This is a genomic window from Actinoplanes sp. G11-F43 (genome assembly GCF_050589265.1).
Classification (GTDB): Bacteria; Actinomycetota; Actinomycetes; order Mycobacteriales; family Micromonosporaceae; genus Actinoplanes.
The window spans coordinates 24,288-40,999 of sequence record NZ_JBNZCE010000032.1 but is presented as its reverse complement, the minus strand read 5'-3'; the positions used below and the strand labels follow the sequence as shown (position 1 = coordinate 40,999).

Annotated in this window: 12 protein-coding genes; 9 read left to right on the top strand and 3 right to left on the bottom strand. The window is 70.4% G+C overall.

Translation table 11 applies throughout. From position 1 onward, the window contains the following. Positions 1-6: 6 nt before the first annotated feature. On the bottom strand, positions 7-807 hold the full coding sequence (locus ACQ0O7_RS33825) for a DUF3105 domain-containing protein (protein WP_430788301.1): 801 nt from the start codon (positions 805-807) through the stop codon (positions 7-9). Positions 808-893: 86 nt separating this feature from the next. On the opposite strand from ACQ0O7_RS33825, the gene argS reads away from it, so the two are divergent. From argS to thrC, 4 genes are read left to right on the top strand one after another with little or no spacing between them, the layout of a single operon-like run. After that, positions 894-2,555, top strand: coding sequence for an arginine--tRNA ligase (gene argS, locus ACQ0O7_RS33820; RefSeq protein ID WP_430788299.1), 1,662 nt, complete (start codon positions 894-896; stop codon positions 2,553-2,555). Between the two features lie 2 nt (positions 2,556-2,557). After that, complete coding sequence (gene lysA, locus ACQ0O7_RS33815; RefSeq protein ID WP_430788297.1) at positions 2,558-3,943, top strand: diaminopimelate decarboxylase; 1,386 nt, start codon at positions 2,558-2,560, stop codon at positions 3,941-3,943. Further along, complete coding sequence (locus tag ACQ0O7_RS33810; protein WP_430788295.1) at positions 3,940-5,238, top strand: homoserine dehydrogenase; 1,299 nt, start codon at positions 3,940-3,942, stop codon at positions 5,236-5,238. The genes lysA and ACQ0O7_RS33810 overlap by 4 nt, the downstream gene beginning before the upstream one ends. A gap of 50 nt (positions 5,239-5,288) precedes the next feature. Next, the gene (thrC, locus tag ACQ0O7_RS33805) at positions 5,289-6,338 is read left to right on the top strand and encodes a threonine synthase (protein ID WP_430788293.1); all 1,050 of its coding nucleotides are present in this window, start codon (positions 5,289-5,291) and stop codon (positions 6,336-6,338) included. Positions 6,339-6,360: 22 nt separating this feature from the next. On the opposite strand, the gene ACQ0O7_RS33800 is transcribed toward thrC, so the two are convergent. Continuing rightward, the gene (locus ACQ0O7_RS33800; RefSeq protein ID WP_430788291.1) at positions 6,361-6,756 is read right to left on the bottom strand and encodes a MarR family transcriptional regulator; all 396 of its coding nucleotides are present in this window, start codon (positions 6,754-6,756) and stop codon (positions 6,361-6,363) included. A gap of 230 nt (positions 6,757-6,986) precedes the next feature. On the opposite strand from ACQ0O7_RS33800, the gene ACQ0O7_RS33795 reads away from it, so the two are divergent. From ACQ0O7_RS33795 to ACQ0O7_RS33775, 5 genes are all read left to right on the top strand, one after another. Beyond that, a complete protein-coding gene (locus tag ACQ0O7_RS33795; protein ID WP_430788289.1) occupies positions 6,987-10,241 on the top strand; it encodes an efflux RND transporter permease subunit in 3,255 nt (1,084 codons plus the stop codon). A gap of 63 nt (positions 10,242-10,304) precedes the next feature. Beyond that, on the top strand, positions 10,305-11,561 hold the full coding sequence (locus tag ACQ0O7_RS33790) for an MFS transporter (RefSeq protein ID WP_430788287.1): 1,257 nt from the start codon (positions 10,305-10,307) through the stop codon (positions 11,559-11,561). 20 nt (positions 11,562-11,581) lie between these two features. After that, a complete protein-coding gene (gene thrB / locus ACQ0O7_RS33785; protein ID WP_430788285.1) occupies positions 11,582-12,526 on the top strand; it encodes a homoserine kinase in 945 nt (314 codons plus the stop codon). A gap of 294 nt (positions 12,527-12,820) precedes the next feature. After that, entirely contained in the window at positions 12,821-14,818 is a 1,998-nt protein-coding gene (gene rho / locus ACQ0O7_RS33780) for a transcription termination factor Rho (protein WP_430788283.1), read from the top strand. A 132-nt stretch (positions 14,819-14,950) separates the two neighbouring features. Then, positions 14,951-16,111, top strand: coding sequence for a nitric oxide synthase oxygenase (locus ACQ0O7_RS33775; protein ID WP_430788281.1), 1,161 nt, complete (start codon positions 14,951-14,953; stop codon positions 16,109-16,111). On the opposite strand, the gene ACQ0O7_RS33770 is transcribed toward ACQ0O7_RS33775, so the two are convergent. After that, entirely contained in the window at positions 16,095-16,712 is a 618-nt protein-coding gene (locus tag ACQ0O7_RS33770; protein WP_430788279.1) for an RNA ligase family protein, read from the bottom strand. The genes ACQ0O7_RS33775 and ACQ0O7_RS33770 overlap by 17 nt on opposite strands.

Sequence of the window (16,712 nt, the reverse complement as noted above, 5' to 3'; positions counted from 1 at the left end):
CTACTGTCAGGCGACCGGAGCGGTCCCCGTCTGGGTCACGCCGCCGGAGCACGGGATGCCGGGCTCCATCGACGCGTTCTGGCTCAGCACCCGGATGAACTCGTCGATGCGCGGGTCCGCGGCGGAGTCGACGGTGAGCTGGTAGCCCCACGCCTGCAGCGAGATGTTGCTGGTCTGGGCCGGGAACGGGCTGAGCATGGTGAAGCCCTTGGCCTTCACCTTGGTGGCCAGGCTCTCCACCTGGTCGGCGGCCAGACCGGGCTTGTAGGTGATCCAGACCGCGCCGTGCTCCAGGCTGTGCACCGCGTGCTCGTTGGGCACCTGGGCGTCGTAGACGTCACCCATGCAGTTCTGCCAGCGGGCGTTGTGCTCGCCGCCGACCGGGGGGTTCAGCTTGTAGGTGATGGGGCCGGTCTTGTGGTCCCGCGCGGTGAGGGACTTGTCCTCGTTGTCGCGGTAGTTGACGATGCCCTGGATGGCGGCGGCCCGGTCCTCCCAGGGGGTGCCGGTCTCCTTGTCGGACTTGACGGAGGCGAAGACGCCCCAGCCGATGATGCCGACGGCGACGAGGACCACCACACCGGCGACGGCGATCGGGCCCCAGTTGGTCCCACCCGCGGCCTTGACCGGGGTGATCGGCTTGCGGCCTTTCTTGCCGCCGCCCTTGCCGCCCTTGCCGGCCGGCCGGTTCGCGCCACCTGGCCGTCCTCCGGCGGGCTTGCCCGCGGGCGGCTTACCCTGGCCGGTGGTCTTGTCGACCTTGACGGTGGACGGGACCCGTTCGGGCCCCGGGGTGCTCATGCTCATCGTGCCTCGTCGATTCGTCAAAACGGGAAGGGGCGGGGCTCGGGTGGCCGCCGAACGCCGAAGTCTACCCCCGATAGCATGGCTGAGTGACTCCCGCCAACCTTGCTGACACCGTTCTCTCAGCCGCTCGTGCCGTTTTCGAGACGCGCGGGCTCGATGTCTCGCTGCTGCCCGCCACCACGACGGTGGAGCGGCCGCGTAACGCCGAGCACGGCGACTACGCGTCCAATCTAGCTCTCCAGGTGGGCAAGAAGGCAGGTGTCGCACCGCGTGAGCTCGCCGCGGCGCTGGCCGAGGAGCTGGGCCGCCGGGCGGAGATCGCGGCGGTGGAGATCGCCGGTCCGGGTTTTCTGAACATCCGGCTGGACAACGCCGCGCTCGGTGCGATCGCCGGGCTGGTGCTGGGGGCCGGTGCGGCGTACGGGCGAAATGACGCTCTTGCCGGGGAGAAGGTGAACCTGGAGTTCGTCTCGGCGAATCCGACCGGCCCGATCCACCTGGGGCACACCCGGTGGGCGGCGGTGGGTGACTCGCTGCGCCGGGTGCTGAGCGCCGCCGGGGCCGAGGTGACCAGCGAGTACTACGTGAACGACGCGGGCGTCCAGATGGACAAGTTCGCCCGGTCGCTGTTCGCGGCGGCGAACGGTGAGCCGGCCCCCGAGGACGGGTACGGCGGCGACTACATCGCCGAGATCGCACAGCGGATTCTCAGCGTGGATCCAGGCTTGGCGGGTCAGCCGGCCGAGACCGCCCTGCCGATCTTCCTGGCCCGCGGCTACGAGCTGATGCTCGCCGAGATCCGGGAGAGCCTGAACCGGTTCGGGGTGCACTTCGACGTCTGGTTCTCCGAGCAGACGCTGCACGGCGGCGGCGCGGTCGAGCACGCCATCGAGGAGCTGCGCAAGCAGGGCCACATCTTCGAGGACGGCGGCGCGGTCTGGCTGCGCACCACCGACTTCACCGACGACAAGGACCGGGTGCTGATCCGGTCGAACGGTGAGAAGACCTACTTCGCGGCCGACGCGGCGTATTACATCAACAAGCGGGAGCGCGGCTTCGACCGCTGCATCTACCTGCTCGGCGCCGATCACCACGGCTACATCGGCCGGCTGAAGGCGATCGCGGCGTGTGCCGGCGACGACCCGAAGAAGAACATCGAGATCCTGATCGGCCAGCTGGTCAACCTGGTGCGGGCCGGGCAGCCGGTGCGGCTGTCCAAGCGGGCCGGCAACATCATCACGCTGGACGAGCTGGTCGAGGCGGTCGGCGTGGACGCCGCGCGTTACTCGCTGGCCCGTTCCTCCACCGACTCGATGCTGACGCTGGACATCGAGGAGATCACCAAGAACTCCAGCGACAACCCGGTCTTCTACGTGCAGTACGCGCACGCCCGGATCTGCTCGCTGCTGCGCAACGCCGAGGAGAAGAAGGTCGCGCGCGGTGGGGAGTACGACCCGGCGCTGCTCTCCCACGAGCGCGAGCGCAACCTGCTGAAGACCCTCGGCGACTTCCCGGCGGTGGTGGCCACCGCGGCCGAGCTGCGTGAGCCGCACCGGATCGCGGTCTACCTGGAGGAGCGGGTGGCCACCGACTACCACCGGTTCTACGACGCCTGCCAGGTCCTGCCGAAGGGCGACGAGCCGGTTTCCGAGTACGCCGCACCCCGCCTGTGGCTGATGGAGGCCACCCGTACGGTGCTCGCCAACGGTTTGGACCTCCTCGGGGTCTCCGCTCCGGAGAGGATGTAGTCATGCGCGCACACGAGGCCGGGGCCCTGCACGGTGACCTCGGCAGCCGCGGGCCGGCCTGGCTGCGGAACCCGGAGGACGTGAACGCCCTGGTGCCGCAGCTGTGGCCGCGGACCGTCACCCGTACCGGCGCCGGGTCTCTGGAGATCGGTGGCGTGGGTGTCGCCGAGCTGGCCGCCGACTACGGCACTCCGGCCTACCTGCTGGACGAGGACGATCTGCGGGCCCGCTGCCGGGACTTCGGGGCCGCCTTCGCCGACGCGGACGTCTACTACGCCGGCAAGTCGTTCCTCTGCAAGGCGGTGGTCCGGATCGTCGACGAGGAGGGGCTCTTCCTCGACGTCTGCTCCGGTGGCGAGCTGGCGGTGGCGCTGGCCGCCGGGTTCCCGCCGGAGCGGATCGGCTTCCACGGCAACAACAAGTCGGAGTCGGAGCTGCGCCGGGCGCTGGACGCCGGGGTGGGCCGGATCATCGTGGACTCGTTCCACGAGATCGCCCGGCTGAGCGCGCTGGCCACCGAGCTGAACAAGCGTCCCGGGGTGCTGCTCCGGGTCACTGTGGGTGTCGAAGCTCACACTCACGAGTTCATCGCGACCGCCCACGAGGACCAGAAGTTCGGGTTCTCGCTGGCCGGTGGCGCGGCGTTCACCGCGGCCGCGCGGATCCTCGACGAGGGTGTGCTCGACCTGCGCGGCCTGCACTCGCACATCGGCTCGCAGATCTTCGACACCAGCGGGTTCGAGGTGGCCGCCCGGCGGATCCTGGAGTTGCAGGCGCAGATCCGGGACGCGCGCGGGGTGGAGCTGCCCGAGCTCGACCTGGGCGGTGGCTTCGGGATCGCGTACACCACGCAGGACGACCCGTCGACGCCCGGCGATCTGGCCAAGCGGATCAACAAGATCGTCGAGTCGGAGTGCGAGCTGGCGTCGCTGCGCAAGCCGAAGCTCTCCATCGAGCCGGGCCGGGCCATCGTCGGCCCCGCCGTCTTCACGCTGTACGAGGTGGGCACGGTCAAGGACGTCGACGGCATCCGCACCTACGTGAGTGTGGACGGCGGGATGAGCGACAACATCCGGACCGCGTTGTACGACGCCTCCTACTCGGCCACGATCGCCAACCGGAGCAGCACGGCGGAGCCGATGCTCGCCCGAGTGGTGGGAAAACATTGTGAGTCCGGGGACATCGTCGTGAAGGATGAATTCCTGCCCGCCGACGTGCAGCCCGGAGATCTTCTCGCCGTTCCGGGGACCGGCGCCTATTGCCGGAGCATGGCCAGCAACTACAACCACGTTCCTCGGCCGCCCGTGGTGGCGGTCCGCGACGGCGCCGCCCGCGTCATCGTGCGGCGGGAGACCGAGGACGACCTGCTTGCATTGGATGTGGGATGAGCTCCGTCAAGTCGATCCGCCTGGCCCTGCTCGGCTGCGGAGTCGTCGGTACCGAAGTGGTCCGGCTGCTCCACGAACAGGCCGAGGACCTGACCGCCCGGATCGGCGCCCCGCTGGAGCTGGTCGGCATCGCGGTGCGGCGGCTCGGCCGGGAGCGCGGTGACCTGCCGGTCGACCCGTCGCTGTTCACCACCGACGCGCTCGGCCTGGTCAAGCGGGACGACGTGGACGTGGTGATCGAGGTGGTCGGCGGGATCGAGCCGGCTCGCACCTGGCTGGTCGAGGCGCTGCGCGCCGGCAAGAGCGTGATCACCGCGAACAAGGCGCTGCTGGCCGAGGACGGTGGCGCGCTGCACGACGCCGCCGCCGAGGGTGGCGCGGACCTCTACTACGAGGCCTCGGTGGCCGGGGCCATCCCGCTGCTGCGCCCGCTGCGTGAGTCGCTGCACGGGGACAGGGTGACCGCGGTCACCGGCATCGTGAACGGCACCACCAACTTCATCCTCTCCTCGATGGCGTCCACCGGCGCCGGCTTCAACGAGGCGCTGGAGGAGGCGACCGAGCTGGGATACGCGGAGGCCGACCCGACCGCCGACGTGGAGGGCTTCGATGCCGCCGCGAAGGCCGCCATCCTGGCCTCGCTGGCGTTCCACACCCGGGTCACCGCCGCCGACGTGTTCCGGGAGGGCATGACCGGGGTGACCGCCGGTGACATGGCCAGCGCCCGGGAGATGGGCTGCACCATCAAGCTGCTCTGCATCGCCCAGCGCACCGCTGATTCGGTGTCGGTGCGGGTGCATCCGGCGATGATCCCGCTGACCCACCCGCTGGCCAGTGTGGGCGATGCCTTCAACGCGGTGTTCGTCGAGGCCGAGGCGGCCGGGCCGCTGATGTTCTACGGCCGGGGGGCCGGGGGCCGTCCGACCGCCAGCGCGGTGCTCGGCGACATCGTGGCGGCCGCCCGCAACAAGCTGACCGGCACCAGGGCGCCGAGCGAGAGCAACTACGCCGAATTGACGGTACGCCCGATCGGCGAGTCGATGACCCGCTATCACATCAGCCTCGACGTGGCCGAGAAGCCGGGTGTGCTGGCGTCGGTGGCCGGGGTGTTCGCCCAGAACGAGGTCTCCATCGCGACCGTTCGGCAGTCCGGTCGTGCGGATGACGCAAAACTGGTCATCGTCACCCACAGTGCCCCGGATGCCGCTCTGGCCGCCACGGTTGAGGCGTTGTCGCAGCTGGACATCGTCAGGTCGATCGCCAGCGTGCTGCGCGTCGAGGGAACGCCGTCCTGAATAATGGCCCGCGAATCCCGAAGATTGAACTTTGCAGTGAGGAGACGGCCATGTGGCGGGGCTTGATCGAGGCGTACCGGGACCGGCTGCCGGTCACCGACGCCACTCCGGTGGTCTCGTTGCACGAGGGGAACACCCCGCTGGTGCCGGCCCCGGTGCTGTCCCAGCGGACCGGCGCCGACGTCTACCTGAAGGTGGAGGGCGCCAACCCGACCGGTTCGTTCAAGGACCGGGGCATGACGATGGCCGTCTCCAAGGCCGTCGAGGACGGCGCCAAGGCCATCATCTGCGCCTCCACCGGCAACACCAGCGCCTCCGCGGCGGCGTACGCGGCCCGGGCCGGCATCACCTGCGCGGTGCTCGTCCCGCAGGGCAAGATCGCGCTCGGCAAGCTGGCCCAGGCACTGGTGCACGGCGCCCGGCTGCTCCAGGTGGACGGCAACTTCGACGACTGCCTGGCGCTCGCCTCCAAGCTGTCCCAGGACTACCCGGTCGCGCTGGTCAACTCGGTGAACATCTTCCGCCTGCACGGGCAGAAGACGGCCGCCTTCGAGATCGTCGAGGCGCTCGGTGACGCCCCGGACATCCACTGCCTGCCGGTCGGCAACGCCGGCAACATCTCCGCCTACTGGATGGGCTACCAGGAGGACCGGGCGGCCGGGAACACCACCCGTCTGCCGAAGATGTTCGGCTTCCAGGCCTCCGGCGCCGCCCCGATCGTGAACGGTCAGGTGGTGGAGAACCCGTCGACGATCGCCACCGCGATCCGGATCGGCAACCCGGCCAGCTGGACCAAGGCGCTCGACGCCCGGGACGCCTCGGGCGGTCTGATCTCGGCGGTCACCGACCGGGACATCCTCAACGCGTACCGCCTGCTCGCCCGTGAGGTGGGCGTCTTCGTGGAGCTGGGCAGCGCGGCCAGCGTGGCGGGTCTGCTCCAGCAGTCCGCGGCGGGGCTGATCCCGGCCGGCTCGCGGGTGGTCTGCACGGTGACCGGGCACGGTCTGAAGGACCCGGAGTGGGCCATCTCCACCGCCCCGTCGCCGACCGTCATCGCCAACGACGCCCTGATCGCGGCGAGGGCCCTCGACCTGGCCTGATCATGTCGGCGCGGAGAGAACCCTAGGTTTCCGCGGTTTCGCCAGGGGCCGCGGCCCGGTCTGACAGACTGGTCGCGGCCTCGTCGGCTGCCTGGCACCCCGCTTCGCGGACCAGGAGTTCCATCGCCTGGGCCACGATGGCGAGTTCCTCGGCTGAGAGCCGGCTGAGGATTTCGCGCTGCTTCGCCACCCCTGCCGTGATGATGCCCTCGATGATTTCAGTGCCCGCCTTGGTGAGTCCGATCCGGCGTACTCGCCGATCGTTCCGATCCTCCGCGCGCGTGACCAGGTCCTGCACCACCAGGCGGTCGACCATGCCGCTGAGCGCCGCGGCGCCGACCCCGATCATCCGGGCCAGCTCACCGCCGGCCAGCGTGCCGTGCCGGGACAGCAACAGCATGATCTTGAGCTGCGACATCGTCAGGTGCGACGAGAAGAGCGGATCCGACCGGTCGCCGGCGAACAGATGCTCCAGCTGGATCGACGAACCCATGATGTCCGCGATGAGCTTCTCTTTCTGGCTCAGCGCCCGCTCCTTGCTCGTGTTTCCAACCTGTGTCGGACGGTACCAGGGAGCCCTGGCGAAAACCGTTTGTTCGTGTCATGCAAACTATCAGTATCGACCGAACCATTCTCGGGGGAGCGCCCATGTCAGCTCTGACACGGCTTAGCCTTGCCAACCGAGGTCTCGTCGCCCTGATCGCCCTGGTGATCAGCGGCTTCGGAATCTATGCGATCCCGTCACTCAAGCAGCAGCTCTTTCCCTCGATCGAGCTGCCCGCCGCGTTCGTCAGCGCGGTGCTGCCCGGAGCCTCGCCGGAAGCCGTCGAGTCCCAGGTGACCAAGCCGATCGAGGACGCGGTCAAGGGCATCGACGGCATCGACAGCGTGACGTCGACCTCCCGGGAGAACGTCTCCAGCGTCGTGGTGCTCTTCGAGTTCGGCACGGACATCGAGTCCGCGGTCAACCAGGTCACCACCTCGGTCAACCGGATCCAGTCGCAGCTGCCGGAGAGCGTCGACCCGACGATCTTCGCGGGCAGCACCGACGACATCCCGGCGATCGTGCTGGCCGCCTCCGGCGGCACCGACGAGGCCGACCTGCTCAACCGGCTCAACGAGACGGTGGTGCCGGAGCTCAACGGCATCGAGGGGGTCCGCGACACCCAGATCACCGGCGCCCGCGCCGAGCAGGTCGTGATCACTCCGGATCTGGCCAAGATGGGCGCGGCCGGCGTCAGCCCGGCGTCGCTCACCCAGGTGCTGCAGGCCAACGGCCTGTCCATCCCGGCCGGCGCGGTGATCGAGGGCGACAAGTCCCTGACCGTGCAGGTGGGCACCCCGATCACCTCGGTGGACCAGCTCAAGGACGTCTACCTGACCGGCTCGCGGAGCACCGTCCAGCTCGGTGACGTGGCGGCGGTGGAGAGCAAGCTGCCGGCCGCCGAGTCGTTCACCCGCACCGACGGCGTGGACAGCCTCGGCATCGCGGTCACCGCCCGCCCGGACGGCAACCCGGTCTCGATCTCGCACGAGGTGCGGGACATGCTCGACCAGCTGCAGAAGGACTCCGGCGCCACCCTGACGGTGATCACCGACCAGGCGCCGTTCGTGGAGAAGTCCATCGAGAGCCTGACCACCGAGGGCCTGCTCGGCCTGGTGATGGCGGTCGTGGTCATCCTGGTCTTCCTGCTCAGCGTCCGCTCCACCCTGGTCACCGCGGTCTCCATCCCGCTGTCGGTGCTGGTCGCGCTGATCGCCCTGTGGATCGGCGACTACACGCTGAACCTGCTCACCCTGGGCGCGCTGACCATCGCGGTGGGCCGGGTGGTCGACGACTCGATCGTCGTTCTGGAGAACATCAAGCGGCACCTGGAGTACGGCGAGGAGAAGACCCAGGCGATCCTCGGAGCGGTCCGTGAGGTCACCGGCGCGGTGGTCGCCTCCACGCTCACCACGGTCGCCGTCTTCGCCCCGATCGCTCTGGTCGGCGGTCTGGTCGGGCAGATCTTCTCGTCCTTCGCGATCACCGTGACGGTGGCGCTGCTGGCCTCGCTGGTGGTCGCCCTGACCATCGTGCCGGTGCTGGCCTACTGGTTCCTCAAGCCGCCGGCCGAGGGCGCCGACACCGAGGCGATCCGCAAGGCCGCCGAGGAGAAGGAGCTGCGCAGCCCGCTGCAGCGCGCCTACCTGCCGGTGATCCGGTTCGCCACGGTCCGGCGCTGGACCACCATCGCGATCGGTCTGGTGGTGCTGGGCGGCACGGTCTTCCTCGGCCGCGGTCTGGAGACCAACTTCCTGGACCAGTCCGGGCAGGACAGCATCACGATCAGCCAGGAGATGCCGGCCGGGACCAGCCTGGCCGCCACCGACGAGGCCGCCAAGAAGGTCGAGGGGGTGCTCAAGGCCCGCGCTGAGATCAGCACCTACCAGGTGACCGTCGGCGGCAGCTCGGCCAACCCGTTCGCCGGTGGTGGCGGGGCCGCCACCGCGTCGTACAGTGTGGCGCTCGCCGAGGACACCGACGTCGAGGAGATCTCCGACAAGCTGCGTGAGCAGTTCGACCAGCTGACCGACGCCGGAGTGATCAAGATCGGTCAGGACAGCTCGGGTCTGGGCAGCAGCGGACTGTCCGTGCGGGTGTCCGCGGCCGAGACCGGGGTGCTCGCCACCGCCACCGAGCAGGTCCGGGCCGCGATGGCCGGGGTCAGCGGCGTCACCGACGTGGACACCAGCATGAAAGCCAGCGTCCCGAGGCTCGACGTGGTGGTGGACCGCAAGGCCGCCGCGGCCGCCGGGCTCACCGAGGCGCAGATCGGCCAGTCCGTGGCGGGCATGTTCCGCAGCGCCCCGGCCGGTCAGATCAGCGTCGACGGCGCCACCCAGGACGTGGTGATCTCGTTCGGCGCCGCCCCCACCGACCAGGCCGCGCTCAAGGCCCTGCCGCTGACCACCGCCAAGGGCATCGTCCCGCTGGACCAGGTGGCCGACATCAAGCAGGTGGACGGCCCGGAGACGGTGACCCGGGTGGACGGCGACCGCACCGCCACGGTCACCGGCGCGCTCGTCCCCGGCACCAACCTCAGCCAGGTCAACACCGACCTGACCGCGGTGCTGGGCGACCTGGAGCTGCCGGCCGGCGCGGACTACACCATCGCCGGCGTCAACGCCGACCAGCAGGAGGCCTTCGCCCAGCTGGGCCTGGCCGTGCTGGCCGCCATCGCGATCGTCTTCGTCATCATGGTCGCCACCTTCCGCAGCCTGATCCAGCCGGTGATCCTGCTGGTGTCGATCCCGTTCGCGGCGACCGGCGCGATCGTGCTGCTGAAGGTCACCGGCACCGCGCTGGGCGTGCCCGCGCTGATCGGTGTGCTGATGCTGGTCGGCATCGTGGTCACCAACGCGATCGTGTTGCTGGACCTGATCAACCACTACCGGGCCGAGGGCCTGGGCGTGCGGGAGGCGGTGATCGAGGGTGGCCGGCACCGGCTGCGGCCGATCCTGATGACCGCGATCGCGACCATCTTCGCGCTCATCCCGATGGCGCTCGGCCTCACCGGCGAGGGTGGGTTCATCTCCCAGCCGCTGGCCATCGTGGTGATCGGTGGTCTGCTCAGCTCCACGCTGCTGACCCTGGTCCTGGTCCCGACGCTCTACACCCTGGTGGAGGAGAGCAAGGAGCGGCGGCGGGAGAAGCGGCGGGCCAAGCGGCTCGGCAAGGGCTCGCCGCGGCACGCCGCCGACGAGTCGGGTGAGGAGCTGGTCGCGGCCGGCCGGGGCGGGAGTCACGAGGCCCGGTCCGAGGCCCGCGAGGAGGGCGGCGTGAAGTCGGCGCTGCGCGGCTTCACCGATCAGTTCGAGGTGCTCAAGATGCCGCGCAAGCCGGTGAACCCGGCCGAGTAGGCGAGTGTTCACGACGATGCCCGGCCCCGTGTGGGGCCGGGCATCGCTCGATAGGGTCGGTATGTGCCCAACTCGTTCTCGGTCCTTACCCGCAACCGTGACTTCCGCCGGCTCTTCAGCGCTGAGCTGGTGGTTTTCGGAGCCGACTGGTTCGTCATGGTCCCGCTGCTGGCGTTCCTGCCGGAGCTGACCGGGACCGGCACGATGGGCGCGCTGGTGCTGGCCGTGGACACCGGCATCCTGGCGCTGCTGCTGCCGTTCACCGGCACGGTGGCCGACCGGTTCGACCGCCGGAAGATCCTGATCGTGGCGAACATGGCGGCCTTCCTGTCGGTGCTGCTGCTGTTCGCGGTCCGGTCGGCGGCGACCGCCCCGCTGGCCCTGGTGGCGATCGGTGCGATGGCGGTGTCGAAGGCGTTCTACTCGCCGGCCGCCTCCGCCGCCCTGCCGAACGTGGTGGACCCGGGCGACCTGGCCGCGGCCAACACCATCGCGGGCTCCGCCTGGGGCACCATGACCGTGGTCGGCGCGTCCCTGGGCGGCGTGGTCAGCCAGCTGTTCAGCCCGTACGTCTGTTTCGCGGTGACCGCCGTCCTGCTGCTCGCCGGAAGCGTCCTGACCGCCCTGATCCGGCGCCCGATGCAGGCGCCGCGGGCGGGCGGGGACGAGCCGCCCCGGGCGCTCGCCGCGCTGGTCGAGTCGCTGCGCTACATCGGCCGCCGCCCGCGGCTGCGGGCCCTGGTCACGGTGAAGTCCGCGGTCGGCCTGGGCAACGGGGTGCTGACCGTCTTCCCGCTGATCGCGGCCGCGCACGGGGCCGGCCCGCTGGCTCTGGGGCTGCTCTTCGCGCTGCGCGGGGCGGGTGCCCTGATCGGCCCGCTGGTGATGCGCCCGGTGCTGAACCGGCCGGCCTGGCTGCTGCCCGGCCTGGCCCTGTCGATGGGCCTGTACGGCATCGGCTACCTGGGGGTGGCCTTCGCCCCGTGGTTCTGGCTGGTGGCGGCCCTGGTCTTCGTCGCGCACTTCGCCGGCGGCAGCAACTGGGTGCTGTCGAATTTCGCGTTGCAGGGTGAGGTGCCGGACGCGCTGCGCGGGCGGGTGTTCGCCACCGACATGATGCTCGCCACTCTGGCCATCGCGGTCAGCCAGCTCGGCGCGGGCGCGGTGATCGCCAGCGTCGACCAGCGGTGGATCATCGCGGGGTGCGCGTCCATCACGCTGACCTACGCGGTGCTGTGGCGGATCGCCACCCGGCGGTTGCCGCACTCCACCGAGCCGGCATTCGGGACTGCCGGTACCGGGGAGCGCCCGCTGAAATGATCAAGCCCTAGCATGTGACGATGGGTTTGTCCTTCGTCACCGAACCGGTCTCCGTCAGCACGCCGGCGACCAGCGCCAACCTGGGCCCCGGCTTCGACGCCCTGGGCCTGGCCCTGACGCTGTACGACGACCTGACCGCCCGGGTCACCGAGGACGGCTTCACCGTGGCGGTGAGCGGCGAGGGCGCGGGCGACCTGCCGGCCGGCGCCGACCATCTGGTGATCCGCTCGATGCTGGAAACCTTCGACGAGGCCGGGCAGCGCCCGCCGGGGATCGCGCTGGAGTGTGTCAACCGGATCCCGCAGGCGCGCGGGATGGGCAGCTCGTCGGCGGCCATCGTCGGCGGTGTGCAGCTCGCCCGCGGCCTGATCAGGAACGGTCTTGAGCTGATCGACGACGAGGCCGCTCTGCGGATCGCGGCCCGGATCGAGGGCCACCCCGACAACGTGGCCCCGTGCCTGCTCGGCGGCTTCACCATCGCCTGGACCGAGGAGGGCGGGGCGCGGGCGGTCCGGCTCGCGACGGACCCGGGCGTACGGCCGACGGTTTTCATCCCGGCCGAGGTGGGGTATACGGCGACCGCGCGCGCCGCCCTGCCGGCCGAGGTCCCGCACCGGGACGCGGCCTTCAACGCCGGCCGGTCCGCGTTGCTCACCCACGCGCTCACCACCGACCCGTCGCTGCTGCTGCCGGCCACCGAGGATCGGCTGCATCAGGGGTACCGCGCCGCGGGGATGCCGGCCACCGCCGCTCTGGTGGCCGGGCTCCGGGCGGCCGGGGTGGCCGCGATGGTCAGCGGCGCGGGTCCGACCGTGCTGGCGTTGACCGAGGTCCCGGCCGGTTTCCAGGCCGGCGCGCACTGGCGCGGCGAAGTGCTGGGCGTGGATGACGCCGGTGCTCGTGTGAAAGGGGGTATGGTGGAACACGCCGAGCGGGGCCCTGTTGCCGCAGGTCGCACGAGTTGACTACGCTCAAGACCTAGCACAGCCGCGAAGCAAGCGATCTCTGCGGTTCGGCGCACCCCCGAGATTTCCGGGTCAGCTGACCTATCTCATCTCTCATCAAGGCACCCGCCGAGCAGCAGTCGATATCGCTGCACTCGCCGAGACCTACCCGTCAAGCCCTGACGGGCAGGGATACCGGTCGAGCTGCCGTGCTGCACCAACTCCCGCGCCGCTGTTGCGAAGCGGGTTCCGAGGGCACCCGGCCCACGCTGCAGTTCCGGGTGATCTCGGGCTTTTTCCGACGGAAGGAATCCATTGAGCGACACCACCGACGTGACGTCGGGTGTTTCTGACGTCGCTGACGGCGCCGGCACCACCGCGACCGCTACGAAGCGCCGCCGTGGCGGCACCGGGCTGTCCGCGATGCTGCTGCCCGAGTTGCAGAGCCTCGCCGCTTCCCTCGGCATCTCCGGCACCGCCCGGATGCGCAAGGGTGAGCTGATCGCCGCGATCACCGAGCGCCAGAGTGGCGGCGCCCCCGCCGCCGCTGCCTCCGAGCCGGCCCCGCGCCCGCGTTCCAACAGCGCCGAGGCCGTCGCCGCGGCTCCGGCCCCGGTCCAGGCCGCCCCGGCCGAGGTGGCGCAGACCGCGGCCGCCCCCACCGAGACGGCTCCGGCCGAGCGTCCCGCGCGGAGCCGCCGTGAGCGTGCGTCCCGCGAGCCGCGTGAGGCCCGCGAGCCGCGTGAGACCCGGGAGTCCGCTCCGCGGGAGCAGCAGCCGGCGGCCGTGGAGGCCGCGCCGGCCCCGGTGGTCGCCGAGGCGCCCGCCGCCACCGCTCCGGCCACCGAGGCGCCCGCCGAGCGCCCGGAGCGGGGCGACCGTGAGCGCGGCGAGCGGGGCGAGCGCAACCGCGACCGGCAGCGCAACCAGCGCGACGGTCAGCAGCGTGACGGCCGCCGTGACGAGCAGCAGCGTGACGACCGTGGGGACCGTGGCAACGACCGCGGCCCGCGTTCGGACCAGGGTCACGACGACGACGACAACGACTCCGAGGGCGGTCGCCGGAGCCGGCGCAGCCGTTTCCGGGACCGTCGCCGCGGCCGGGACCGGGACGACAGCCCGCGTGAGGACAACCGGCGTGAGGGCCGGGAGCCGCACGTGGCCGAGGACGAGGTGCTCGTCCCGGTGGCCGGCATCCTGGACGTGCTGGACAACTACGCGTTCGTCCGCACCACCGGATACCTCTCCGGCCCGAACGACGTCTACGTCTCGATGTCGCAGGTCAAGAAGTACGGCCTGCGCCGCGGCGACGCGGTCACCGGCGCCGTCCGGTCCGCCCCGCGTGAGGGTGGCAACGACGGGCAGCGGCGGGACAAGTACAACCCGCTGGTCCGGCTGGACACCATCAACGGCATGGAGCCGGACGAGGCCCGCCGCCGTCCCGAGTTCTACAAGCTCACCCCGCTCTACCCGCAGGAGCGCCTGCGGCTGGAGACCGAGCCGCACATCCTCACCACCCGCATCATCGACCTGGTGATGCCGATCGGTAAGGGGCAGCGGGCGCTGATCGTCTCGCCGCCGAAGGCCGGTAAGACGATGGTGCTGCAGGCCCTGGCCAACGCGATCACCCGCAACAACCCCGAGTGCCACCTGATGGTCGTGCTCGTGGACGAGCGGCCCGAAGAGGTCACCGACATGCAGCGCACGGTGAAGGGCGAGGTCATCGCGGCCACGTTCGACCGTCCGCCGCAGGACCACACCACGGTCGCCGAGCTGGCGATCGAGCGGGCCAAGCGCCTGGTCGAGCTGGGCCACGACGTGGTCGTGCTGCTCGACTCGGTGACGCGGCTCGGCCGGTCGTACAACCTGGCGGCACCGGCCTCCGGCCGGATCATGTCGGGTGGTATCGACTCGACGGCGCTCTATCCGCCGAAGCGGTTCCTCGGTGCGGCGCGCAACATCGAGAACGGTGGCTCGCTCACCATTCTCGCGACCGCGCTGGTGGAGACCGGCTCGATGATGGACACGGTCATCTTCGAGGAGTTCAAGGGCACCGGTAACGCCGAGCTCAAGCTGGACCGGAAGATCGCCGACAAGCGGATCTTCCCAGCCGTGGACGTCTCCGCCTCCAGCACCCGCAAGGAGGAGATCCTCCTGGGCAAGGAGGAGCTGGCGATCGTCCACAAGCTCCGCAAGGTGCTCAGCTCGCTGGAGACCGGCGCGGCTCTGGACCTCCTGATGGACCGGCTCAAGCAGACCCGGACCAACATCGAGTTCCTGATGCAGATCGCCAAGTCGACGCCTGGCGAATAATCGCACAAATGTGACGCAGCCCACCCAATCGGGTGGGCTGCGTTGTTTTTGTCGCACAACTTGTCTGATTCGGCCCATCAGGGGTCGTGCGAACCTCCGGTATCCCATCCCTCGACAGTCCGGAGGCGCCCGATGATCGTGCCCGGTTACCGGGACTGCCCGGTCGAGCCCTGGGACCCGGGCACACCGGTGGATCCCGGCGAGGCCGAGGACTTCCTGCGCCGGTGTTACACCGAGAACCCGCGCCTCGGTCCGGTCGAGCCACGGCTCGCCATCATCCGGGCGCAGATCGCCGCGACCGGCACCTACGTGCACACCACCGACGAGCTGACGCACGGCGCGAAGATGGCCTGGCGCAACGCGAGCCGGTGCATCGGGCGGCTCTACTGGCGCAGCCTGATGGTGCTGGACCGGCGCCGGGCCCGGACCGCCGACGAGATCTACTCGCTGCTCGTCCAGCACCTGCAGGCCGCCGGGAGTGCGCAGATCCGCCCGGTGATCAGTGTCTTCGCCGCGGCCCAGCCGGGCCGGCCGCACGCCCGGGTGTGGAACGAGCAGCTCATCAGATACGCCGGCTACCGGGCCGAGAACGATCAGACGGTCGGTGACCCGCGGCAGATCGGATTCACCGAGGCGGTCCAGGGTTTCGGGTGGCAGGGCAAGGGCGAGGCGTTCGACGTGCTGCCGCTGGTGATCGAGACACCGGCCGAGGGGGTCCGGGTCTACGAACTCCCCGAGCGGGTCATCCGGGAGGTGCCGTTGAGTCATCCCGAGTTCGGCTGGTTCGCCGAGCTGGGGCTGCGCTGGCACGCGGTGCCGGCCATCGCCAACATGCGCCTGACCATCGGCGGGGTGAACTATCCGCTGGCCCCGTTCAACGGCTGGTACATGGGTTCCGAGATCGGCTCCCGCAACCTGGCCGACGCCGACCGCTACGACCTGCTGCCTCTGGTCGCCGACCGGATGGGGCTGGACACCAGCCGCGAGTCGACGCTCTGGCGGGACCGGGCGCTGGTCGAGCTGAACCGGGCGGTGCTGCACAGTTTCGAGCGGGCCGGGGTGAAGATGAGCGACCACCACACCGAGTCGCGGCGGTTCGTCACCCACCTGGCCAACGAGGAGAAGGCCGGCCGGCGGGTGCCCGCGGACTGGAGCTGGATCGTCCCGCCCATCTCCGGCGGCATCACGCCGGTCTTCCACCGCTACTACGACGAGTTCGACGAGCGGCCCGCGTTCTATCTGGACGACGAGGCGGCGGAGCTGGCGAAGGGCTGCCCTAGGCGAACTCGTTGACCGCGAAGTCGTCCCGGTGCCGCCACGCCGCGGTGGTCCGGACATGACCGGCCCGCACCCACTTCAGCAGCTTGTGCGGGAACTCGGCCTGCGGGATCCGGCCGGCCACCCGGACCACGAAGCCCTCGGACCGCTCCGCGTCGCGCTGGGCGGACCAGGCGGCCCGCGCCTCGGACAGGCTGCCGCCCCGGTAGAGCACCGGAACCATCGGCAACTCCAGGCGGCGGGCCCAGTCGACGGTGTCGTCCCAGCCGAGCAGCGTGTCGGTCTCGTCCCAGATGCCGAAGACCAGGAACACCCCGGGCAGATCGGTGTACGGCACACTGCGGCGAGCCCACATCGACTCGCCGCAGACCCGCCAGTCGTCGGGTATCCGGTACGACGTCATCGCCCACAGCGCTTTCGCCGGACGGTCCCAGGGCTGGGTGCCGGAGTCGAGGGAGCGGGCGTACATGCCGTCACGGGTGAAGGTGAGGTTGCCGCCGTCCATCTTCTCGGTCACCACGAGCTCGCCATCCAGCCAGGACAGATCGTGCTGAATCCGGTCGTCGGCGGATGCTCCCGGTGAGTCGGGCAGATGGAACGTCCGCGGGTACTTCAC